Annotated in this window: 18 protein-coding genes; 8 read left to right on the top strand and 10 right to left on the bottom strand. The window is 70.0% G+C overall.

The features are described 5' to 3' along the window. Positions 1 to 1,252: AbgT family transporter (locus D456_RS24540; RefSeq protein ID WP_051049501.1), on the top strand; the 1,252-nt coding region annotated here is incomplete at its 5' end. Between the two features lie 31 nt (positions 1,253 to 1,283). Further along, entirely contained in the window at positions 1,284 to 2,441 is a 1,158-nt protein-coding gene (locus D456_RS0119390) for a M20 family metallopeptidase (protein WP_017577845.1), read from the top strand. On the opposite strand, the gene D456_RS0119395 is transcribed toward D456_RS0119390, so the two are convergent. From D456_RS0119395 to pdhA, 5 genes are all read right to left on the bottom strand, one after another. Beyond that, entirely contained in the window at positions 2,428 to 2,979 is a 552-nt protein-coding gene (locus D456_RS0119395; protein WP_017577846.1) for an ATP-binding protein, read from the bottom strand. The two genes, D456_RS0119390 and D456_RS0119395, sit on opposite strands and share 14 nt — an antisense overlap. Beyond that, on the bottom strand, positions 2,976 to 3,698 hold the full coding sequence (locus tag D456_RS26930; RefSeq protein WP_160166738.1) for a hypothetical protein: 723 nt from the start codon (positions 3,696 to 3,698) through the stop codon (positions 2,976 to 2,978). Before D456_RS26930 ends, D456_RS0119395 begins: the two co-directional genes overlap by 4 nt. Before the next feature lie 587 nt (positions 3,699 to 4,285). Next, the gene (locus tag D456_RS0119405) at positions 4,286 to 5,770 is read right to left on the bottom strand and encodes a dihydrolipoamide acetyltransferase family protein (RefSeq protein ID WP_017577847.1); all 1,485 of its coding nucleotides are present in this window, start codon (positions 5,768 to 5,770) and stop codon (positions 4,286 to 4,288) included. Continuing rightward, complete coding sequence (locus D456_RS0119410; protein ID WP_017577848.1) at positions 5,767 to 6,759, bottom strand: alpha-ketoacid dehydrogenase subunit beta; 993 nt, start codon at positions 6,757 to 6,759, stop codon at positions 5,767 to 5,769. The genes D456_RS0119405 and D456_RS0119410 overlap by 4 nt, the downstream gene beginning before the upstream one ends. Position 6,760: 1 nt before the next feature. Beyond that, complete coding sequence (gene pdhA / locus D456_RS0119415) at positions 6,761 to 7,846, bottom strand: pyruvate dehydrogenase (acetyl-transferring) E1 component subunit alpha (protein ID WP_017577849.1); 1,086 nt, start codon at positions 7,844 to 7,846, stop codon at positions 6,761 to 6,763. A 322-nt stretch (positions 7,847 to 8,168) separates the two neighbouring features. Between pdhA and D456_RS0119420 the strand changes: the two genes are divergently transcribed. The 5 genes from D456_RS0119420 (at position 8,169) to D456_RS0119440 (ending at position 12,866) form a co-directional block, all read left to right on the top strand. After that, positions 8,169 to 8,666: a phosphoribosyltransferase gene (locus D456_RS0119420; RefSeq protein WP_017577850.1), complete on the top strand. Its 498-nt coding sequence runs from the start codon at positions 8,169 to 8,171 to the stop codon at positions 8,664 to 8,666. Positions 8,667 to 9,098: 432 nt separating this feature from the next. Next, positions 9,099 to 9,419 (top strand): DUF3870 domain-containing protein, encoded by a 321-nt coding sequence (locus tag D456_RS0119425; RefSeq protein WP_017577851.1) that lies wholly within the window; start codon positions 9,099 to 9,101, stop codon positions 9,417 to 9,419. A gap of 165 nt (positions 9,420 to 9,584) precedes the next feature. Continuing rightward, positions 9,585 to 10,733 carry a DUF819 family protein gene (locus D456_RS0119430; protein WP_017577852.1) on the top strand — a complete coding sequence of 383 codons (1,149 nt, stop codon included), beginning with the start codon at positions 9,585 to 9,587 and terminating at the stop codon, positions 10,731 to 10,733. Position 10,734: 1 nt separating this feature from the next. Then, entirely contained in the window at positions 10,735 to 11,853 is a 1,119-nt protein-coding gene (locus D456_RS0119435) for a dipeptide epimerase (protein ID WP_017577853.1), read from the top strand. Then, the gene (locus D456_RS0119440; protein WP_017577854.1) at positions 11,850 to 12,866 is read left to right on the top strand and encodes a C40 family peptidase; all 1,017 of its coding nucleotides are present in this window, start codon (positions 11,850 to 11,852) and stop codon (positions 12,864 to 12,866) included. Before D456_RS0119435 ends, D456_RS0119440 begins: the two co-directional genes overlap by 4 nt. A gap of 61 nt (positions 12,867 to 12,927) precedes the next feature. Here the strand turns inward: D456_RS0119440 and D456_RS0119445 are convergent, their stop codons facing one another. The 4 genes from D456_RS0119445 to fdh form a co-directional block, all read right to left on the bottom strand. Beyond that, on the bottom strand, positions 12,928 to 14,247 hold the full coding sequence (locus D456_RS0119445; RefSeq protein ID WP_017577855.1) for a hypothetical protein: 1,320 nt from the start codon (positions 14,245 to 14,247) through the stop codon (positions 12,928 to 12,930). Between the two features lie 61 nt (positions 14,248 to 14,308). Next, positions 14,309 to 15,349: an NrfD/PsrC family molybdoenzyme membrane anchor subunit gene (gene nrfD, locus D456_RS0119450; RefSeq protein WP_026116032.1), complete on the bottom strand. Its 1,041-nt coding sequence runs from the start codon at positions 15,347 to 15,349 to the stop codon at positions 14,309 to 14,311. Continuing rightward, positions 15,346 to 16,233, bottom strand: a complete 888-nt coding sequence (locus tag D456_RS0119455) for a 4Fe-4S dicluster domain-containing protein (RefSeq protein WP_017577857.1) — start codon at positions 16,231 to 16,233, stop codon at positions 15,346 to 15,348. The genes nrfD and D456_RS0119455 overlap by 4 nt, the downstream gene beginning before the upstream one ends. Then, positions 16,230 to 19,484 carry a formate dehydrogenase gene (gene fdh, locus D456_RS0119460; protein ID WP_017577858.1) on the bottom strand — a complete coding sequence of 1,085 codons (3,255 nt, stop codon included), beginning with the start codon at positions 19,482 to 19,484 and terminating at the stop codon, positions 16,230 to 16,232. The genes D456_RS0119455 and fdh overlap by 4 nt, the downstream gene beginning before the upstream one ends. A 351-nt stretch (positions 19,485 to 19,835) precedes the next feature. Here fdh and D456_RS0119465 point away from each other — a divergent pair, with 351 nt between their 5' ends. Continuing rightward, positions 19,836 to 20,306 (top strand): hypothetical protein, encoded by a 471-nt coding sequence (locus tag D456_RS0119465; protein WP_017577859.1) that lies wholly within the window; start codon positions 19,836 to 19,838, stop codon positions 20,304 to 20,306. An 86-nt stretch (positions 20,307 to 20,392) separates the two neighbouring features. On the opposite strand, the gene D456_RS0119470 is transcribed toward D456_RS0119465, so the two are convergent. Then, positions 20,393 to 21,751 carry an MFS transporter gene (locus D456_RS0119470; protein WP_017577860.1) on the bottom strand — a complete coding sequence of 453 codons (1,359 nt, stop codon included), beginning with the start codon at positions 21,749 to 21,751 and terminating at the stop codon, positions 20,393 to 20,395. Positions 21,752 to 22,069 lie beyond the last annotated feature (318 nt).

A 22,069-nucleotide genomic window follows, 5' to 3' on the forward strand; every position in this document is an offset into this window, starting at 1 on the left:
GGCCGTACCACCTGACCGATTATCACCCACGGTCACCAATCATTGCCCGGAAAGGCTCAGTGTCTCCCGGGTCCCGGCCCAGTGGTTGACGTTCGCTGTCGCGCTGACCGGTGTCACCGCCAGCGTCGCGTCCGACGCCGCCTACGTCGTGCTCATCCCGCTCGGCGCCCTGCTCTTCAAGGCCGCCGGACGCAGCCCGGTCCTGGGCCTGGTCCTGGCCTTCACGTCGGCCTCCGCCGGGTACAACGCGTCCCTGCTCATCACACCCACCGACGCGCTCCTGTCCGCACTGACCACCGAGGCCGCCGGCATCATCGACGCCGATCACACGGTCACCGCGCTGGACAACTACTTCTTCACCTTCGTGTCCGCGATCGTGCTCGCGGCCCTGATCACGCTCGTGACCGAGTACGTGCTGAGCAGGCGCACCGAGAGTCTGGCGGAGGACCACGACAACGGGGACGACGTCCACCAGCAGCTGGGTTCGATGGCACTGACCGCCGAGGAACGCCGGGGGCTGCGCAGATCCGGGTTGGTCGTGCTGGGCTTCGTCGCCGTCTTCGCGGCGGCGCTGGCCCCGTCGGCGTCGCCGCTGCGCGGAGAGGCCGGCACGATCCTGGGATCGCCCGTCATCACCGGGGTCGCCTACCTCCTGGGGATCCTGTTCCTGCTGGTGGGCATCGTGTACGGGCGCACCACCGGGAGCATCACCCGTGCCCGGGACGTGCCCGAGGCGATGGCCGTGGGCGTCCGCGACCTGGCACCCGTGGTCGTGCTGTTCTTCGCCGCGTCGCAGTTCCTCGCCTACTTCGACTGGACCGGGATCGGCGAGATCGTCGCCATCAGCGGCGCCGAGTTCCTCGAAGCCGCAGGCGTGCACCCGGTCGTGCTCTTCCTGGGCATGATCCTGTTCGCCTGCCTGATGAACATCCTCATCACCAGCGGGTCCGCGCAGTGGGCCCTGATCGCGCCGATCTTCGTGCCGATGTTCATGCTCCTGAACGTCCCACCGGAGACCACCCAGGCGATCTACCGCATCGCCGATTCCAGCACGAACATCATCAGCCCCATGAGCCCCTACTTCGTCATGGCTCTGGGCTTCCTGCAGCGCTACCGCAAGGACGCCGGCATCGGGACGCTGATCTCGCTCACGCTGCCGATCAGCGTCACGGTCCTGGTCGGGTGGACCCTGCTCTTCCTCGGCTGGTGGGCCCTCGGTATCCCGCTGGGGCCGGGCGTGGACGTGCGCTGACCGACCGCTTCCCTTTTCACGGAGAGACGACTTGAGCGAGACAGTGACAGCGGACCTGGCCTCGGCCGCCGAACGCAGCCTGCCCGAGATGGTCGGTGACCTTCGGCGCCTGGTGGATCTGGAGACCTTCAGCCACGACAAGACCGCTCTCGACACCGGGTTGGACCGGATCGAGGACTGGCTGGTCGAGAGGCTGGGGCGACCGGAGCGGCGCACCCGCCACGACGGCGGCACCTTCGGTGACGTGCTGGAGGTGGAGTATCCGGGCACCGGCCCGGGCACCGTGCTCTTCCTCAGCCACTACGACACGGTGTGGCCGCGCGGCACGCTCGCCGAGTGGCCCGTGGAGATCGACGGTGACCGGTTCAGCGGGCCGGGCTGTTTCGACATGAAGGGCGGCATCGTGCAGAGCGTGTGGGCCACCCGCCTGCTGCGCGAACTGTCCGTGCCCCGTCCGACGGTGCGGATGCTCCTGACCGGTGACGAGGAGATCGGCAGCCCGGCCTCGCGCGGCCACATCGAGCGCGCCAGTGCGGACGCGGACGTGACCCTCGTCCTGGAGCCCAGCCGCGAGGGCATGGTCAAGACCCGCCGCAAGGGGATGGGGCTGTTCGACGTCACCGTGCGCGGCGTGGAGTCGCACGCCGGGCTCGATCCCGCCGCCGGTGCGAGCGCGGTCCACGCCCTGGCCGAACTCGTGCCCCGGATCACCGGCCTGGCCGCGCCCGAGCGCGGCACCACCGTCAACGTGGGTGTGATCTCCGGTGGTACCGGACGCAACGTCGTCGCCGGCCATGCCCGCTGCGAGGTGGACGTGCGGGTCCAGGAACCGGACGAGATGGCCCGCATCGACGCCGGCCTGAAGGATCTGGCGCCCTCCGATGCCCGGGCCGAGGCCACCGTCACCGGTGAGTGGAACCGTCCGCCGATGAACCCCAACGACGCTTCCGCCCAGGCGTTCGCGCTGCTGCGTGAGGTCGCGGCCGAGCTCGGCACCGTTCTGGAAGAGGTCGGGGTGGGCGGCGCCAGCGACGCCAACTTCGTCTCCGCGCTGGGCCGCCCCGTTCTCGACGGGCTCGGTGCCGTCGGGGCAGGGCCGCACTCCCGTGACGAGCACGTTCTGCTCAGCGGTACACCTCACCAGGTCGCCATGGTCGCTTCGTTCATGGAACGTCTCACCTCGCGGTGAGCCCGTCGGGGGCCGGGGCACGGTCTCGGTCCCCGATGTGGAGTGTGGTGAAGACGTAGGCGGCCAGGTGCTGCGGTGTCGGGGCCCCGGGCGGGATCGGGAACTCGGCCCACACGTGGGTGCCCAGGTCGGCCCAGGGGACGGACGAAAGATATCCCCAGGCTGTGGACAACGTTTCGACCATCAGCAGGCCCCGCTGTCCCTCTGCCCACGCCCACTCGTCGTCGCTGCGCTCGGCCGGGATCCGGGGAAGCCCGCCCGAGCCGCCGGCGTCGGTGAAGCCGATGCGGATCCGGTCGCTCTCCCAGGCCAGGAAGCGCATCACCTCCCCATCCCGGCGCCCGGAGTCGGTGTACTCGACGCAGTTGGCGAACAGCTCGCTCGCGCACAGCAGGACCGTTCCGACGAGGTCGCAGTCGAAGCCGGCCAGGTCGCGGGAGAGGTCGGCGCGGGCCGTGCTCAGGTGGGCCAAGGATCCGGGGTAGGTGCGCGGTTCCCACACGGTGGGCACGGGACGGGCCGGGTGGAGGGCGCTCATGCGCTCACCCCCGCGGGGTTCCGGGCCAGGCGCTCCTGCTGGCGGGCGCGGATGCGCGACAGGTGGGGGAGTTCGTGCATGCGTGCGGGCAGGCGCGGCGAGGGCGGGCGCGGTGCGGGCACGTGGAACGCGATGGCCGGGTGTGCGGGTGCTTCCGGGGCCGGCTCCGGGGCCGGAACCACGACCGGGTCCGGCTCGGGGTCCGGCTCGGGGTCCGGGTCCGGGTCGGGGTCCGGGTCCGGCTCGGGGTCGCGGAACTCGTCGAGGGTGTAGACGCGGGTGCCTGCCGGGGCGGGGCCGAACCGGAGCACGGGGTCGGGGTCGGACCAGAGGTCGGCGCCCCACTGACGAAGGCGTGCGGTGGCGCGGTTCTGGATCCGCTCGGCCTCGCCCTCGGGCTCGTGGGCGGTGAAGTAGGGGCGCACCAGGGCGATCTCGTCGGCGTCGATCTCGACCGTCGGAGGCTCCAGGGACGGGGGTGTCGGGCTCGCATGCGGCTTCAGGGCCGTCGGTGGTGTCGGGCTCGCAGGCGGCTTCGGGTGAGGACGCTCGGCCGCATTGAGCTGGGACTTCCGAGCCGCCGGGTGGGAGGGCGGAGGAGCCGGGGCGGCGGGTGTGCGGGGAGCGTAGCGGCGCACGCGGGTCGAACGGCGGCGCCGGAGCTGCCCGGCCGAGTGGCGGCCCTTGGGCGGGCGGAGCAGCGCCTGGAGGGGTTTCAAGACAGCTTTGAACACGGCAGCGATACACTGGGGCATGCTGGCAAAATCCTTTGCTTTGAGGTGGAAACGTTGCTGGCCACGGCCCCGGGCGGTTGTTAACCGTCGCGGGGTCACCGTGTCTGGTCTTCAGTTGTGGATCTCTCCCCACCGTCGCCGATGGATGTTTCCGGCGGTCGTCGCCGGTGGACACCGGTGGTCGAGGTGATGCCGCCAGCGTAGAGCACCGGAAACCTGGATCGTCAATTCTTCCGAGAAAAAGAACCAGGTTTCTTGTTCTTCCAGGTCAGCGGCGGCGCGCCGAAGAATCAAGTTCAATATGAAACAGTTCCGAACTGCCCTTCTCGCCCGAATTCATGCTCTTTTTGGAGCAGGGGCAGGTGGAGCACAACATTGCCGAGTAGTGGCCGGTCCACTTCACACAGGCTGGGCCGCTTCGATCGGTGACAGTGCTGTCGAGAGCACCGCAGACCGTCGGTAGTGCTCTCGGGAGCACTACCGAGGCCGAACGAGGCGTCCGGACACAGCGCAGTGCCCCGGGGCGGCGGGCCCCGGGGCACTGTTCTCGATCCGGACGCGGGAACGCGCTCCTACAGGTCGGCGATGGCGGCGGCCGGGTCCTCCATCGCGTCGGCGACCACCCGCATGAACCCGGCGGCCGTTCCTCCATCACACACGCGGTGATCGAAGGCGAAGGAGAGCTGGGTGATCTTGCGGGCCGTGACCTGCCCGTCGACGATCCAGGGGCGATCCATGATGCGGCCCAGACCCAGGATGGCGGCCTGGGGGTGGTTGATGATGGCGGCGCTGCCGTCCACCCGCAGGGCCCCGTAGTTGTTGAGGGTGAAAGTGCCCCCGGTCATCTCGGCGGGAGAAGCCCTGCCCTCGCGGGCCGCTTCGGTCAGGCGCCGGATCTCGGTGTCCAGCTGGGCCGTGGTGTACCGGTGCGCGCCGAGCACGGCCGGGGCGACCAGGCCGCGGTCGGTCTGCACGGCGAGACCGAGGTTGACCCCGTCGTACTGGACGAGTTCCCCGCGCTCGGTGTCCACGATCCCGTTGAGCTCGGGGTGGGCACGCAACCCCGCAACCACGAAGCGCGCCACGTAGGCCATGATCCCCGGCCCGTCGGGGTGGGCCCGGCGCAGGCGGACGAGTTCGGTGGCGTCGACGTCCACCCACACGGTCGCCTCGGGGATCTCGCGGCGGCTCCGGGAGAGCGTGTCGGCCACACTCTTGCGGAAGCCGGTCATGGGCACGCGCGCGGCCTCGGGCAGACCCGTGCGCGGGTCGGTGCCCGGGACACTGACCCTGGAAGCCCCGGATGACGGGGGCCGTGAAGCCGGAATCGCAGGGGCCGGGGTGTCGGACGCGTCCTGCTCCTCGGCCCCGGCAGGAGCCGCGCCGTTGGTGGCAGGGGCAGAGGCCGCGATGGCCGCACGCACGTCCTTGCGCATGATGAGCCCGTTCGGCCCGCTGCCCTCGATCCCGGCCACACGGATCCCGGCCTCGCGGGCCATCTGCCGCACCAGGGGCGAGGTCACCAGGGGCACTCGGGGCCGTCCGCCCGGGGCCGGTGTGGCCGGCGTCCCCGTTGCGGCGAGCGGCACCGATCGGCCCCCTGCCCCGCGTTCGGGCGTGCGGGTACGGGGACGGCGGTTGCGTCCTCGGGTTCCGGTCTCGGGGGTGCCGTAACCCACGAGCACGTTGCCCGACCCGGTGCCGGCGCGTTCCTCCTCTCGGTAGCGTTCGGCGGCGGCCGACGCCTCACCCTCGGCGGACTCGGCGGCCCCGGCGGTCCCGGCGGGTCCCGGGTCCGGTTCCTGAACGGGCGGCTCCCCGGTGGCGACGGTGATGAGCGGCCGTCCCACCTCGACGACGGCGCCCTCCTCACCGTGCAGAGCGCTGACCGTGCCGGCGAAGGGCGAAGGCACCTCGACGATGGACTTGGCCGTCTCCACCTCGGCCACGGGCTGGTCGAGGGCGACGGTCTCGCCGACGGAGACGAGCCAGCGCACGACCTCGGCCTCGGTCAGGCCCTCACCGAGGTCGGGAAGGTCGAAGGTCCGGTCGGTCACTGGTCCTCCCACTGCAGATCGTCTACGGCGTCGAGGATGCGGTCCACGCCGGGGAGTTGGTGGCGTTCCAGCTTCGGCGGGGGATAGGGGATGTCGAAACCGGTGACCCGCCGGACCGGCGCGGCCAGGGAGTGGAAGCAGCGTTCGGTCACACGTGCGGTGATCTCGGAGGCGACACTGGCGAACCCGCTCGCCTCGGCGACGACGACGGCCCGGCCGGTGGAGCGCACGGCCTCGCACACGCCGGCGTCGTCGAAGGGGACGAGGGAGCGCGCGTCCACGACCTGGAGACTGCGGCCCTCCTGCGCGGCGGTCTCGGCGGCCTCCAGCGCGGTGGGGACGGAGGGGCCGTAGGTGATGAGGGTGGCGTCCGTGCCCTCCCGGACCACCGAGGAGGTCCCGATGCCGGGGGCCGGGGTGTCCAGGTCGACCTCGTCCTTGCCCCAGTAGAGCTTCTTGGGCTCCATGAACACGACGGGGTCGGGCAGGGCGATGGCCTCGCGCAGCATCCAGTAGGCGTCGGCCGGGTTGGAGGGGGCGAGCACGGTGAGGCCGGGTGTGTGGGCGTAGTAGGCCTCGGAGGAGTCGCAGTGGTGTTCGACGCCGCCGATACCGCCCGCGTAGGGGACCCGGACGACCATCGGCAGGGCGACCTTGCCGCGGGTGCGGTTGCGGGTCTTGGCGACGTGGCTGACGACCTGCTCGAACGCGGGGTAGGCGAACGCGTCGAACTGCATCTCGACGACGGGCCGCATGCCGTTCATGGCCATGCCCACGGCCATGCCTACGATCCCGGACTCGGCGAGCGGGGTGTCGAAGCAGCGGTCCTCGCCGAAGTCGGCGGTGATCCCGTCGGTGATCCGGAAGACGCCGCCGAGGGGACCGACGTCCTCCCCGAAGACGTACACGGTCGGGTCCTCGGTCATGGCGTCGCGCAGGGCCCGGTTGAGGGCCTGGGCCATGGAGATCTTGGTCGACCCTTCGGCCATGTCAGTTGCCCTCTCTGCTGAGTTCGTCGGCCAGGAAGGCGGCCTGCTCGGTCAGTTGCGGGGTGGGGGTGGCGTACACGTGCGCGAACAGTTCCGACGGTGCGGGGTCGGTGTCGGCGTCCACACCGGCTCGCATGGCGGCGGCCACCTCCTCGGCGTGTTCGGTGATGCGGGCCTTGCGGTCCTTGGTCAGCACCCGGCGGCGTTTGAGCAGGGCCTCGGCGCGCAGCAGCGGGTCGCGCTCGCGCCAGGGGTCGACCTCCTCACCGTCGCGGTAGCGGGTGTCGTCGTCTGCGTTGGTGTGGGCCTGCATCCGGTAGGTGTGGGCCTCCACGAGCCGGGGCCCTCCGCCGGCGCGGGCGGCGGCCACCTCGCGGTCGAGGACGGCCAGGACCGCGGCGATGTCGTTGCCGTCGACGCGTTCGCCCTTGATGCCGTAGCCGATGCCCTTGTGGGCGAGGGAGGGGGCGGCGGTCTGCCGGGCGAGCGGTACGGAGATGGCGTACTCGTTGTTCTGCACGAAGAAGACGACGGGGGCCTTGAACACCGCGGCGAAGTTGAGCGCCTCGTGGAAGTCGCCCTCACTGGTGGCACCGTCGCCGCACAGGGCCATGACGACGGTGTCCTCGCCGCGCAGGCGGGCGGCGTGGGCGACGCCGACGGCGTGCAGGAGCTGGGTGGCCAGGGGGGTGGCCTGGGGGGCGACCCGCTTCTCGTAGGGGTCGTACCCGGAGTGCCAGTCGCCCTTGAGCAGAGTGAGGACCTGGACGGGGTCGACCCCGCGTGCGATGGCGGCCGCGGTGTCGCGGTAGGTGGGGAAGAGCCAGTCGCCCTCGGCGAGCGCGAGCGCGGCGCCTGCCTGGCAGGCCTCCTGCCCGTGGGAGGAGGGGTAGACGGCGAGTTTGCCCTGGCGGACCAGCGCACCGGCCTGGTCGTTGACGCGGCGGCCGACCACCAGGGACTCGTACGCGGCGAGCAACCGGTCCGTGTGTGGGAGCGGCAGGACCGGGTGTTCGACCGTGCGCCCCGAGGGTTCGAGCAGCTGTACGGGCTGCTCGGAGGGCAACAGGTCCTGGTCGTCGGCCATGCGACCACCTCCGTGTGTCGTGGATGACTCGTACCGGAACATGGTGCGATTTCGAGCCATCTGTTGACCACAACCCGGGAATATCCGAGAAAACGTCGCGATCTTCGGCCTTTTTTCGAGCCGATCGTCCAGATGTGCGGACCGTCACACCCTCCGAATTGGACAGTTGTCCGTCCCCCGCGGGCCCCGGTTCCGGTACCGGTCCCTGCGGGGACACATCGCGGCGGGCATACGATGGATCGGTGCCGTGTACACGCCCCCACCAGCGGGGAAGCGGGCAGAGAGCACCCACCACACCACCCGGCCGTACAAGGAAGAGCCCGTGAGCGACGAGCGCGAGAACCTCACCTACGAACTCTTCGGGACCGCCGTCCGCGACCTCGCCACCGAGATCGCCGACGACGGGTTCGAGCCCGACATCATCCTCTCCATCGCCCGCGGCGGCCTCTTCGTCGCCGGCGGTCTGGGCTACGCGCTCGACGTCAAGAACCTGCACGTGATGAACGTGGAGTTCTACACGGGGGTCGGCCAGACCCTCGACATGCCGGTCATGCTTCCGCCCGTGCCCAACGTGGTGGACCTCAGCGACAAGAAGGTGCTGATCGCCGACGACGTCGCCGACACCGGAACCACGCTCAAACTCGTGCACGACTTCTGCGCCGAGCACGTCGCCGAGGTGCGCAGCGCCGTCATCTACGAGAAGCCGCAGTCCTCCATCAAGTGCCAGTACGTGTGGCGCCACACCGACCGGTGGATCAACTTCCCGTGGTCGGTGGAGCCCCCGGTGGTGCAGCGACAGAACCAGGTACTGGACTCGTGAGCCCGACGGCCGCGGCCGGAACACGTATCGGCGCCGCCGGTGCGACCGGCGCGGCCCTCCCGGTCCCGTACGGCCCGGAGGCCGGGAGGGAGGCGGTGCCCGGCCCCTTGTCCCCCACCCCCTTCCGCGCCACGGGGAATGCGACTCCCCGGGGAAAGGGACGTCCCTCCCTCCATTCCACGGCATTCCCAGGAATCCGCCCGGTTCCCGGCGATCAAGCTCCCGGAAAGACCTTTCCCCTTCCGCCGGGCAGAACCTTCCGGCCTGGTGGACGGGGCGCCCCGTGCGCCGAGGCACGGACACGGGCCGGCGGCCCGGGGCACGCCTGGCGAGGACGGGGTACCCGGTCCCGCGTCACGGTCCCGTAAATTCGTTTCGGTTCACTGATGACGTCTTTACGAACCGTGGGGCCGCGTGGTTGGATCCTCACTGATGTCCACGACCATCCTCGTCACGGGCGAGGCGAAAGCGCCGTCCGGTAACCCGATCACCACCCAGTTCGGGATCTACTACGTCGTCTTCGTGGTCGACACGGACAGCCACCGGATTCTGGATGCGGAATGCTCCGCGACGTTGGCACTGACGAAGTCGTTCGTCAGCGGCTTGTTCGCGGGAGAGTGCATCACGGACGAAGGTCGCCTGACGGAGCGGATCACCACCCGGTATCACGGCTCCTCGCAGCGGGCACTGCTCGCGGCGTTGCGCAACGCCGTGGTGAAGTACCGCAGCATCGTCGGCTCCACCTCGGGCTGAGGACGGGCCGGCGGCAGGCCGCTTCGATTGCCTGTTCCCTCACCGGAACACGATCCAGTCGGAAACACGCCACGCGTGCAGCACAGCACGTGTGCCGGTTTCCGACTTTTTTTGTGCCAGAAAGGGTTCAGGAACGCCCCCAGGAAGGACGGGAAAGACGACACAATGATCACGGACGGCTTTCTGTATCTGGGCGTGCTGCTGGCACTGGCAGCCGTCCTCGTGCTCGTGACGCGCCGGACCGATATCCGGCTGTTCACCTACGTTCCCGCGTTCGTTCTGCTCTACATCTGCGCCGCGGCGCTGAACACGGTGGGCGTCTTCGGCGAGTCCGAGTCGATCGATGCGACCGGCGGGGCGGTACAGGACGCGCTGCTGCCGGCCATGATCCTGCTCCTACTGTTCAAGTGCGACCTGCGCAGGATCGTCAAGCTCGGCCCCAAGCTCCTCCTGACCTTCTTCGTCGCCGCGGTGAGCATCGTGGTCGGCTTCCTGATCGCCTTCCTGGCGTTCCGCGCGGCTCTGGACGCCGAGGCGTGGAAGGCGCTGGGGGCGCTCAGCGGATCGTGGACCGGTGGCTCCGCGAACATGGTCGCGATCCAGGGCATCCTGGAAGCCCCGGAGGACGTGTTCGGCTACGTGCTGATCGTGGACACGCTGCTGTACTCGGTGTGGCTCCTGCTGATGTTCGGCTCGGTGGGTTTCTCGGAGCGGTTCAACCGGTGGACCAAGGCCGACACCTCGAAGTTCGAGACGCAGGACGGCCCGGAGGAGGAAGGGCGCCCGATCGACCTGGTCTCGCTGATGGGTCTGATCGGCTTCAGCCTGTTCGTCTCCGCCACCGCGAGCTGGATCGGTGAGCAGCTCCCGGAACTCGGGGACGTCGTCACCGCGACGACGTGGACGATCCTGATCGTCAGCGTGCTCGGCCTGGTCATCGCCACCACACCCATGGGGAGGACGGCGGGGTCCACAGAGATCGCGATGGTCATGCTCTACGTCATCATCGGCATCATCGCCTCGGGGTCGGACTTCACCTCCCTGACGCAGGCGCCCGTCTACCTCGCCGTCGGGATCGTGGTGCTGCTCGTGCACCTGGTGATCATGGCCCTCTACGCCAAGCTGACCCGCACCGAGCTCTTCAGCCTCGCGGTGGCCAGCACGGCCAACATCGGCGGTGTGGCATCCGCCCCCGTGGTGGCCGGCGCGTTCGACCGCCAGCTCGTACCGGTCGGTGTGCTCTACGCGCTGATGGGTTCGTTCCTCGGCACGTTCATCGGCCTGACCGTCGCCCAGCTCCTCGCGGCGGTGTGACGTGCTCGGTCCACCGAACCCCGGCCTCTCCGTCACCGATGTGCGCAGCCGGGACTACAGGGGCAGGCTGACCCGCCCGTTCGTGACCGCCCGGCGCAGTGTCGAGGAGGTGACCGGGCTCCTCGTCGAAGTGGAGCTGGACGACGGCACCGTCGGGCACGGCTCTGCGGCCGAGACACTCGCGGTCACCGGGGAGTCCGTGGAATCGATGCGTGCGGTGATCCACGGCCCGGTGGCCGAGGCCCTGACGGCCGACCCCGTGGTCGGCGGGCTACGCGGCCACACCGACGCCATCGCCGCCGCGTGCGCCGGGAACACGAGCGCGAAGGCGGCGGTCGATGTCGCGCTGCACGACGCCTGGGCCCGCAGGCTCGGCGTGCCCCTGGTCGAAGCGCTGGGCGGAGACACCAGCACGGTCCTACGGACCGACATGACCATCAGCCTGGCCGCCCCGGAGGCCATGGCACAGGCAGCGGTGAGTGCGTTCGAGGACGGATTCACGGTGCTCAAGGTCAAGCTGGGACACGACTGGCGTGCCGATCTCGACAGGTTGCGGGCGGTGCACGAGGCCGTCCCGGGCGCGGAGTTCCGCCTGGACGCCAACCAGGGATGGGACCCCAAGTCTGCGGTGCGCATCATCCGCGCGATCCAGGACGCACACCTGCCCCTGCAACTCGTGGAACAGCCGGTACCCAAGCACGACCTGCGCGGGCTGGCCTCGGTCACGGCCGCCGTGGACGTACCGATCATGGCGGACGAAGCGCTGGACTCGCCGCGGGACGCCTTCGAGATCGCCCGCACGGGCGCCGCCGACGTCCTGAACATCAAGCTCGCCAAGTGCGGCGGGATCGGCCACGCCACGGCGATCGCCGACGTGGCCCACGCTGCGGGGCTCACCTGCATGATCGGCGCCATGATGGAGCCCCGCGTCTCCATCACCGCTGCCGCACACGTGGCCGCGGCGCATCCGGCGATCACCCTCGTGGACCTCGACTCCGCCGAATGGATCGACGGTTCGGGACCGGTCGGCGGCTACACGCTGCAAGGCGACCGGTTGCACCTTTCGCACACCCCCGGGCTCGGGTTCGAGTCCACAGCACCGGAAGGGACAGAACGATGAAGCGGATCCGTGTCGTCACCGCGGCGTGTGTCGCGGCCCTGCTGAGCACGACGGGTACCACGGCTGCGGCCTCCCCGGCCGCCGACGCCCCGGAAGCCGGTGACCGTGCCTTCGTGGACGTCACCGCCACCACCCTCTGGGTGGAGCCGGACACGGCACGCGGGCTGGACGCGCCCTCGTTGAGCAACCCCGTCGACCTGGACCAGTGGAACGAGAACATGGAGGACACCGAGACGCGCGGCTGGCTGACCGGCAAGCTGGAGAGCCAGGCCGTGCTCGGCTCCGAGGTCGAGGTCACCGAGGTCTCCGGGGACTGGGCGCACGTCGTCGTGCCGGAACAGTCGACCCCACGGGACGACCGGGGATACCCGGGCTGGGTCCCGGTCGAGCAGCTGGTGGAGAACGAGGACTTCGCCCAGCAGGTCCAGGACCTGCCCTCGGCACAGGTGACGGCCGACCGCGCGGCGCTGACCGACAGGCCCGCCGGTGAAGTACTCCAGGAGATCAGCTTCAACACCCGGCTCCCGGTCCTGGCGACCACACCGGAGGCGTTGCGGGTCGCGCTGCCCGACGACTCGGCGGCATGGCTGGACAGCGCCGACGCGGACGTGTACGCCCCCGGTGAGGAGCCCGCCCCGCCGACCGGCCAGGACCTGGTGGAGACCGGCGAGGAGTTCCTGGGCCTGCGGTACCTGTGGGCGGGTGTGTCCTCCTACGGCTACGACTGCTCCGGGTACACCTACTCGATCCACCGCGCGCACGGTATCGACATCCCGCGTGACGCCGCGGACCAGGCCGCAGAGGGCGAGGACGTCGAGGCGGCCGACCTCCGAGCGGGCGACCTGCTGTTCTTCGCCCAACCGGGCGGTGAGGGCTACGTGCACCACGTGGGCATGTACATCGGTGACGGCCGGATGATCCACGCACCGAACGAGTCCACGTCCGTGTCCGTCGTCGACTGGGAGGAGTGGGACTCCGACGACGAGTTCTCGGGGGCCAAGCGCTACCTGTGACCGGCCCCGGCCACACCGGACGGCCGCGTCCCGGATACCCGGGCGCGGCCGTCCTCCGCGTTCAGGACGTGTGGTCCCCTGCCGCACGCAACCGCTCGGACAGCCACAGCGGTGTGCGGGCGTCGTCCCTGGGGAAGTACCGGGCGTCGAGGGCGTAGCTGAACGCCGTCGGCGGGAACGAGAACACCGGTTCGTTCACCCGGTCGTAGACGATGTACCATCCGCCGCCCCGTTCCAGGGTGAGGCGGACGGTGAACCAGGCCCCGTACCCGGGGAAGAAGGTGGCCGAACGCAGCAAGGCCATCTCTTCCCGCAGCTCCTCGGGAAGCGGGACCAAGTACTCACCGTCCTCGCACACCGCCACGAGGACCCCGCCCGAGTACCCCACCAGGGCCCGGTGGACCAGCCGCAGCACCTGCCACGGGAGGTGGTCCGCGGCCTCGGTGACCAGGGCCCGGATCCGGTCGAGCAGCAGCACGCGATCGTATGGTTCCATCTCCACCGGCGGGACGCTGGGGACGTCCGGCGCCCCCGGCCACGGCGGGGTCCACCGGATCCGCGGATCCAGCAGGTCGGCCCACACGGGCGCCCCTTCGGCCGGAGGCCCTTGCTCCAGCAGGGAGGGGTCGGCACGGCCCGCAGGGTCGTATCCTTCCGTCTCCCCGGACAGGCGCATGGCGTCACCGACCAGCAGCGCCCACTCGTCGCGTCCGATGAGCGGCACCGAACGCACCGGCGGCGGGCCGTCGCCGGCCGGGAGCTCGGGAGGTTCGGCCGCGCCGGTCAGCCCCAGCCCGTGCGCGACCGTCACCGCTGTCCCGGTGTCGAACCCGGGAACGTCCGCCGTGGCTTCGGCGACCGTTTCACGGGTGAGGTCGCGCTCCAGTGCCTGGGTCACGAGCACTTCGGCCGCCCCCGTCCCGGCTTCCGGACCGAGCAGACGTGCGACCTCGCCGACCGTGGCCTCCGGGGTGGCGGACCAGCCCAGCAGGTTGCGGAGCCCGTCGTCCTCCCAGTCGTCGGGGTAGGCGGCGCGCACCCACGTGCCCTCCCACCAGTAGAGGAAGTGCGGCCCGGACATGCGGTGGCGTTCCAGCCACTCCACCGGCAGCCACGACGGTGCCCCGTCGAAGGGGTCGGTGGGCCGGCGCAGTCCGGTGGCCGGTGAACTGTCCGGGTCCTCACCGAGCAGGACGAAACGCTCGTCGCCGACCCTCAGGAGGTGGAACCCGTCTCCCGGCCGACCCACCGAGAGGGAGCGGTCCACGAGCGCACCCTCCTCGACGCCCGTACCTGCGGACACGGCCGCGACCACACCTGCCCGCCCCCACAGGTCCTCGGGTACCGGCAGGTCACTGGGGAGCCCGGGTCGGTGGAACACGTACCGGTCCTTCCTCACGTTCCGTCCGTTCCGAAGGGTCTCGTGCTGCCCCCGGCCGCTGTCACTGCGTGTCCTTCCCACGCTCTCGCTCGTCGAGTCGGCGGCGCTGGGGCACCACGGTGTACTTCGGGTCCTCCTGGGACCCGACCCCGGCGTAGAAGACCCCGAGCCGGGTGCAGGCCGATCCCGCCACGAGGGCCGCGCCGCTGAGCGCGGAGGCCACACGGCTGCGTCGTCCGAGTACGGCCCCGGCCGCACCCGCCAGGGTCAGGGTCTTGGCCGCGCGCATGAACGCGCCCCCGCGTCCCTGCCTGTAGGTCTCTCCGGGCAGACCCATGCGGTACTCCATGGCGGTGGCGGCCACCGTCTCGACCACTGCGCCGCCGACCGCGGCGCGGCGTGCCGGACCGCTCTGTCCGGAGGGTGCGGCGATGAGTCCCGTGCCCCCTGCGGCGGCGACCGCGGAGGAGGCGAAGACGAAGGGCATGTACCGGTACCCCTCGTGCCAGGCCGGCACGGCGGTGTCGCACACCAGGGGAGCGGTGTAGGTGGCCACGAGCGCGCCCATCGCGCCGGAGCCGTAGGTGGCCAGGCGGCCGATACGCGGGAACCAGCCCGTCAGTGAGGTCACGGCCGCGACGCCGGCCAGCGGCCCGTACCCGACGAGGATCCACGACCCCACACTCATCGGCGACGACGGTTTGAACACGCGCAGCATGTTGAGGAAGCGCTCCGGCCGTCCCAGGTCGTAGATGAGCGCGGCCGTCGACCCGGAGATCGCCGCCAGGGCGGTGTAGCGCAACGGCTGGGCCAGATCCGGGCGCCCGGTCAGTTCCGCCCCCGCCGCGAGGGCGGAGGATGCGCCGGCGAGGCCGCCGAGGAACAGGTATCCGCCGATCGCGGGCGCCTCCCACACGATCCCGTTGATGACCGGCTTGCCGTAGTAGGAGGTGAACTCCGCCCCTTCGGCACTGTGTTCACCGGGCCGGGCGTCGCGTTCGCGCCGTTGTTGCTCACTGACGACATCGGCGGCCCCGGTCATCGCCTCTCGGTCGGGCCGCTGCCCGCGCATACCCTGCTTCGTCACTTCCGACGTGTTCACCGTCGTCCTCCCAGGAAAGTCGCGGCCACTCCGGCCAGCATCGTCGCCGCCGCCACACCCGCGTGCCGCCACATCGACGGCAGGTCACGCGTGGTGACGACGGGGTCGGGCGGCAGGCCGTAGGCCTCGGGTTCGTCCAGCAGCAGGAAGAACGCACCGTTGCCGCCGACGCCGTCGTCGGGGTCGTCCCCGTACAGGCGTGCTGAGCTCACACCCTCCCCGTGGAGGTCCTCCAGGCGTTGTGCGGCGCGTTCGCGCAGTTCGTCGAGGTCGCCGAACTGGATGGAGTCGGTGGGGCAGGCCTTGGCGCAGGCCGGTTCGAGCCCGTCACCGATGCGGTCGTAGCACAGGGTGCACTTCCAGACCCGGCCGTCGTCCTCGCGGCGGTCGATGACGCCGTAGGGGCAGGCCGGGATGCAGTAGCCGCAGCCGTTGCAGATGTCCTCCTGCACGACGACGGTGTCGAACTCGGTGTGGAAGAGCGCCCCGGTCGGGCACACGTCCACACAGGCGGCGTGGGTGCAGTGTTTGCACACGTCCGAGGACATGAGCCAGCGGAACTCACCCCGGTCCTCGGGTGCCGCGGAGGCCCCGGGGAGCTCGAACGAGGGCATGCCGAGATCGACGGTTTCCCTGCGTCCGAGGCCGGTCTCCTGGTGGCCGAGGGGTTCGCGCTGTTCGACGAATGCGACGTGGCGCCAGCTGTCGGCGCCCAGTCCGCCGGTGTTGTCGAAGGACATCCCGGTGAAGTCGAGCCCGTCCTCGGGGACGAGGTTCCACTCCTTGCAGGCGACCTCGCAGGCCTTGCAGCCGATGCAGACGCTGGTGTCGGTGAAGAACCCGAGCCGCGGGGTCCCCTCGTCGTTGTCGGTACTCACGTTCACTCCCCCGTTCCGGTGGACTCGGTGATGCGGGCGCGGCGCCGGTAGGCACGGACCAGTTCGAGCCGTTCGGGGCCCTTGGGGCGGCGTCCGGGCCGGATGTCGGCCGTGAGCGCCTTGACCTCCTGGATGTGCACGTTGGGGTCCAGGGAGATGGACATCAGTTCGTTGGCGGAGTCACCCGTGCTGTAGCCGTTGGGGCCCCAGTGGTAGGGCATGCCGATCTGGTGCACGACCCGGCCCTGGACCCGGAGCGGGGCCATGCGGTCGGTGACCAGTACCCGGGCCTCAATCGCGTTCCGTGCGGATACCAGCGTCGCCCAGCCCTTGTGGTCGAGCCCCCGTTCCGCGGCCAGTTCAGGGCTGACCTCGCAGAAGAACTCGGGCTGGAGCTCGGAGAGGTAGGGCGTCCACCGGCTCATCCCGCCCGCCGTGAACTGCTCGGTCACGCGGTAGGTCGTCACCACGTACGGGTAGACGTCGGACTCGGGCGTCCCGGGTTCCGGGTGGTACAGGTTGTACTCGTGCGGGTACAGCAGCCGGGTCGGGTTGCGTCCCTGCGTGTAGAGCAGGTTCTCGAACGGGGTGTCCTGCGGTTCGTAGTGGGTGGGCATGGGCCCGTCGTTCAGGCCCGCGGGTGCGTACAGCCATCCCTTGCCGTCGGCCTGCATGATGAAGGCGTCCCGGCCGCTGAGCGCTTCCACCCCCTTCGCGTCCTCGTCCGGCCGGTGATGGGGCGCCTTGTCCTTCTCGAAGTCGGGGGTGTCGTGCCCGATCCACCTACTCTGCTCGGGGTCCCACCAGATCAGGGACTTGCGTGAACTCCACGGCTGCCCGTCCTCGTCGGCCGATGCGCGGTTGTAGAGGATGCGCCGGTTGTCGGGCCAGCTCCAGGCCCACTCCGCGGCGATCCAGTCCTGTTCCGAGCCGGGTTTCTTGCGGGCGGACTGGTTGACCCCGTCCTTGAAGACCCCGCAGTAGATCCAGCATCCGCACGTGGTCGAGCCGTCCGCCTTCAACTCGGTGTAGAGGCTCAGCGGCCGGCCCTCGGCGTCGTGGCCGTTGATCTCCTGCAGGATCGCCGCCGCGTCGGGCTCTCCGTCCGGTTCGAGCGGGTAGTCCCACGTCAGTTCCGTGACGGGGCGGTCCTTCGGATCGTCGGAATCGGCGAGGCGCTCGCGGACGAGTTCACCCAGGCGGTACATGAACCACAGGTCGCTGGTCCGCTCTCCGGTGGCCCGGACGGCGCGGTCGTGCCACTGCAGCGTGCGGTTGGTGTTGGTGAAGGTGCCCGACTTCTCTGTGTGGGCCGAGGCAGGGAAGAAGAACACCTCGGTGCCGATGTCCTCGGTACGTTTCTCCCCGGAGTCGATCTCGGGGCCGTCCTTCCACCAGGTGGCGCTCTCGATGAGGGAGAAGTCGCGCACCACGAGCCATTCGAGGTTGGCCATGCCCATGCGCTGGGCCCTGGAGTTGGCCGACCCCACGGCGGGGTTCTCCCCCATGAGGAAGTACCCCTTGCACTCCCCGCTCATCTGGCCCATGACCGTGTCGTACGTGCTGTGCGATCCGGTCAGACGGGGCAGGTGGTCGAAGCAGTAGTCGTTCTCGGCGGTGGCGTGCTCCCCCCACCAGGCCTTGAGCAGACTGACGGTGTAGGCCTCCATGTTCGACCAGAAACCCTTGTGCGGGAAGCCCGCCGCCAGGACGTAGGAGTCCAGGTCCTGCTCCTCGTCCGCGTGCGGCATCGGCAGGTACCCGGGCAACAGGTCGAACAGGGTCGGTACGTCGCTGGAGCCCTGGATGCTGACGTGTCCGCGCAGGGCCTGGATCCCGCCGCCGGGACGCCCGATGTTGCCCAGGAGCAGCTGCAGGATGGATGCGGTCCGGATGTACTGCGATCCGACGGTGTGCTGGGTCCAGCCGACGGCGTAGCAGAACGCGCTCGTGCGGTCCCGGCCGGAGTTCTCGGTGAGGTGTTTGCAGACCCGCAGGAACACCTCCTTCGGGATCCCGCAGATCTCCTCGACCGCCTCCGGGGTGTAGCGCGAGTAGTGCCGCTTGAGGATCTGGAAGACGCAGTTCGGGTCCTGGAGGGTCTCGTCCTGGCGGGAGGCGTCCCGGATGACCGCGCCGCCCGAGCCGTGCTGCTCGGGACGGCCCGAGCTGGAGATACCCATGTACTCGTCGGTCCGGGCCTTGTAGAGCTGATTGCGGTCGCCGGCCGCGGCCGCGACCTCGACCCCGTCGTATCCCCACGTGGTGACGTCGTAGCTGCGGTCCGATTCGTTGTAACCGGAGAAGAGCCCGTCGAGGTCCTCGGTGTCCCGGAAGTCCTCGTTGACGATCGTGGCGGCGTTGGTGAACGCCTTCACGTACTCCTCGAAGTACTTGCCCTCGGTGAGGACGTGGTTGATGATGCCGCCGAGGAAGGCGATGTCGGTTCCCGCCCTGATCGGCACGTGCAGGTCGGCCAGGGCGCTGGTGCGGCTGAACCGGGGATCGACGTGGATGACGACGGCGCCTCGCGCCTTGGCCTCCATGACCCACTGGAACCCCACGGGGTGGGCCTCGGCGAAGTTGGAACCCTCGATGATGATGCAGTCGGAGTTCTGCAGGTCCTGCAGGAACATCGTCGCCCCGCCGCGGCCGAAGCTCGTACCGAGGCCGGAGACGGTGGAGCTGTGGCAGACCCGGGCCTGGTTCTCCACCTGCACGACGCCGAGCGCGGTGAGGAGCTTCTTGATGAGGTAGTTCTCCTCGTTGTCGAGGGTGGCGCCCCCGAGGCTGGCGATGCCCATGGTGCGGGCGACCCTGCTTCCCTCGTGCTCTTCCTGCCAGGTCTCCTCGCGGGTGTCCACGACCCGGTCGGCGACCATGCGCATGGCAGTGTCGAGGTCGAGCTCCTCCCAGTCCGCGCCGTACGGGCGTCGGTAGAGGACCTTGTCCTCACGGGCGGGTCCGGTGGTCAGTTGCAGGCTGGCCGAGCCCTTGGGGCACAGGCGCCCTCGGCTGATGGGGGAGTCCGGGTCCCCCTCGATCTGGATGACTTCCTCGTCCTTGACATAGACGTTCTGGCCGCAGCCGACGGCACAGTAAGGGCACACCGACTTGACGACACGGTCGGCGTCCTCGGTCCGCGGCCGGAGCTCCTCACTCCGTGCGGACTTGGCCGCGGCCCCTCTCCCCGTCGGGTCCTCCCCGGTCAGTTGCCGGTAGACCGGCCACGACTCGATCCATGTCCGTACACCCATCGTTTTGCCTCCCCAGGCCCGGAACGGTCGATGAACTCGGGCTCGTCTCACCGTCGATCACACGTCGGGGGCGGAGGGTGAGGACACGCCGCGCATGGCACACGCTTGGGCCCAGGGGCCGACCCGAGGGGATCTCCGGCCCCGGGCGGGCCGCCACACGGCCGGCCTCGGCAGCCGGAAAGCCCGGCCCACGCGCCGGACCGGTGATACGGCGGAAGCCATGCGCGGACTCCCCGTGCTGCGTGTTTCACGTGAAACAGCCCCCGAGCCAAGCCCTGGCAAAGAAAGGCGTCGACGCCCCGGGGGCGGGGCAGTGGAGAACTCACGACCACCGATCGCTCAGGGGGAGACATGCGCGTACTACGCCTGCTGTCGGGAGCCTCCGCCGCTGCGGGGCGGGGGCTTCTGGCCGGGCTGGCGGGAACCGCCGCCATGACCGTGTCCAGCACTTTGGAGGCACGGATCCGGGGCCGGGGCGGCAGCTCCGCTCCGGCCGACGCGGCCGCCGTCGCGCTCGGCGTGCATCCGGAAGGGGAGGGCGGGGGCCGGTTCAGCACCCTTGTGCACTGGGGATACGGCACGGGCTGGGGCGCGGTCCGCGGTCTCGTCGGCTGGGCCGGACTGAGCGGCACCCCGGCGACCGCGGCCCACCTGGCAGCGGTGTGGGGCGGGGAGCAGGTCGTCCTGCCCGCGACCGGGACCAGTGGGCCCGCAACGGCCTGGGGCGTCGAGGAGATCGCCATCGACCTGCTCCACCACTCCGTGTACGCGGCCGCGACCGGGGTGGTCTACGAGGCGCTGGACCGCGCCGGTCCTGCCTGACCGGCCGGTGCAGCGCCCGCCCTCGAAGCAGCGCGGGAACGGGGCGGGGACGTTTCGGACGGCCCCGCCCCGAACAGCGCGCGGAACTACTTCGCCTGCGTGCGGTCGGCGTGGAGGTCGGCACCCTGGGGGCTCTTCACCAGTGAGACCGCCACCCCCGAGATCAGCGACAGCACGATGACGTAGACACCGATGGTCCACGATGCGCCGAACGTGGTCAGGAGGACCTCGGCGATGGTCGCGGCGAAGGCACCCCCGAGGATCGCGCCGAGGGCGTAACCGATGGAGACCCCGGAATAACGGATCTCGGCGGGGAACATCTCCGCGTACAGCGCCGATTGGGGCCCGTAGCTCAGCCCCAGGGTCAGGCAGAGCACGAGGACCCCCACGAAGTACCAGAGGAGGTCGCCGGTGTCGACCAGGAACCACATCGGCACCGCCCAGACCGCGAGGGCCACGTAACCGAGCTGGAAGGTGCGTACCCGGCCGAGCTTGTCACTGACCCACCCGCCGTACATCGTCGAGATCAGCCAGCCGAACGCGGCCAGGGTGGTCGCCAGCAACACCGGTTCGCGTTCCAGGCCCAGGCCGAACTCCTCCACCGGACGGGAGGCATAGGTGGCCAGGAAGGCGATGACGAGGTATCCGGCGGCGTTGTTGGCCACGAAGATCAGTGCGGCGAGGAGGACCTCCTTGCTGTGCTTGCGGAACAGCCGTCCCAGGGGAGCCGAGGACTCGGACCTGCGCCGCTGCATGAGCTCGAAGACCGGGGACTCCTCGACCGTCCGGCGGATGAGGTGGCCGACCACGATCAGCACGAACGACAGCAGGAACGGGATACGCCAGCCCCATTCCGTGAACCCATCGGTGCCGATGGTCGCGGTGATGGCCCACACGACGAAGGTCGCGAGGATCATGCCGCAGGGAACGCCGATCTGCGGGTAGGCGCCGAAGACCCCGCGCTTGCCCACGGGGGCGTGTTCGACGGACATGAGGGCGGCGCCGCCCCACTCGCCACCGGCGGAGAAGCCCTGCACCACGCGCAGGAAGATCAGCAGGATCGGTGCGGCCACCCCGATCTGGGCGTAGGTGGGCAGCAGACCGATGAGGAAGGTCGCCGCACCCATCATGACCAAGGTGATGACGAGGATCCTCTTGCGTCCGAACCGGTCGCCGAGGTGGCCGGCCACGATCGCGCCCAGGGGGCGGAAGAGGAAGGAGATTCCGATCGTGGCGAAGGACAGGACCTGTGCCACGGCGGGGTTGGCCTCCGACAGGGGAGACAGGAAGAGCGGTGCGAAGACCAGCCCCGCGGCTTGTGCGTAGATGAAGAAGTCGTACCACTCGATGGTCGTGCCGACCATGGTCCCGGCGAGGACCTTGCGCCGTTCCTCGGGGTCGAGCTCCCCGGTCGGCTGGGAGGTGGGTGGGTCGGAAGTCGCCATGGGTGCTCCGTAGGTTCACGCGCCGACCTCGACGGCCGGACAGCACGGCAGAACAAGACAATCCAGGCCTTTCGCCTGTGAGTCACAGGACACCTTGCCATGTGATACAAGGCACTCTTCAATCCGGGGGGATCTTTTCCCTGCTCGCCACACCTGGCATGACCGAACGGTCGGTAAGGAAAATGGTGGAGGCGCCCTGCCGGCCTGGTGACAGGCCTGCCTGTCGGCGGGACGCGTTGCCGGCACGGCGGCATGCCGTCGGGGCGGCACACCGGCCCGGGGACCGTGCCCTCCCAGGTGCCTGCATTGTTGAATGAC

The sequence above is a fragment of the Nocardiopsis kunsanensis DSM 44524 genome (assembly GCF_000340965.1).
Classification (GTDB): Bacteria; Actinomycetota; Actinomycetes; order Streptosporangiales; family Streptosporangiaceae; genus Nocardiopsis; species Nocardiopsis kunsanensis.

Coding starts and splice junctions, on each gene's coding strand:
- D456_RS0119430 (WP_017577852.1), top strand. CDS start 9,585: ATGATCACGGACGGCTTTCTGTATCTGGGCGTGCTGCTGGCACTGGCA.
- D456_RS0119410 (WP_017577848.1), bottom strand. CDS start 6,759: ATGGCCGAAGGGTCGACCAAGATCTCCATGGCCCAGGCCCTCAACCGG.
- D456_RS0119470 (WP_017577860.1), bottom strand. CDS start 21,751: ATGGCGACTTCCGACCCACCCACCTCCCAGCCGACCGGGGAGCTCGAC.
- fdh (WP_017577858.1), bottom strand. CDS start 19,484: ATGGGTGTACGGACATGGATCGAGTCGTGGCCGGTCTACCGGCAACTG.
- D456_RS0119395 (WP_017577846.1), bottom strand. CDS start 2,979: ATGAGCGCCCTCCACCCGGCCCGTCCCGTGCCCACCGTGTGGGAACCG.
- D456_RS0119425 (WP_017577851.1), top strand. CDS start 9,099: ATGTCCACGACCATCCTCGTCACGGGCGAGGCGAAAGCGCCGTCCGGT.
- D456_RS0119440 (WP_017577854.1), top strand. CDS start 11,850: ATGAAGCGGATCCGTGTCGTCACCGCGGCGTGTGTCGCGGCCCTGCTG.
- pdhA (WP_017577849.1), bottom strand. CDS start 7,846: ATGGCCGACGACCAGGACCTGTTGCCCTCCGAGCAGCCCGTACAGCTG.
- D456_RS0119465 (WP_017577859.1), top strand. CDS start 19,836: ATGCGCGTACTACGCCTGCTGTCGGGAGCCTCCGCCGCTGCGGGGCGG.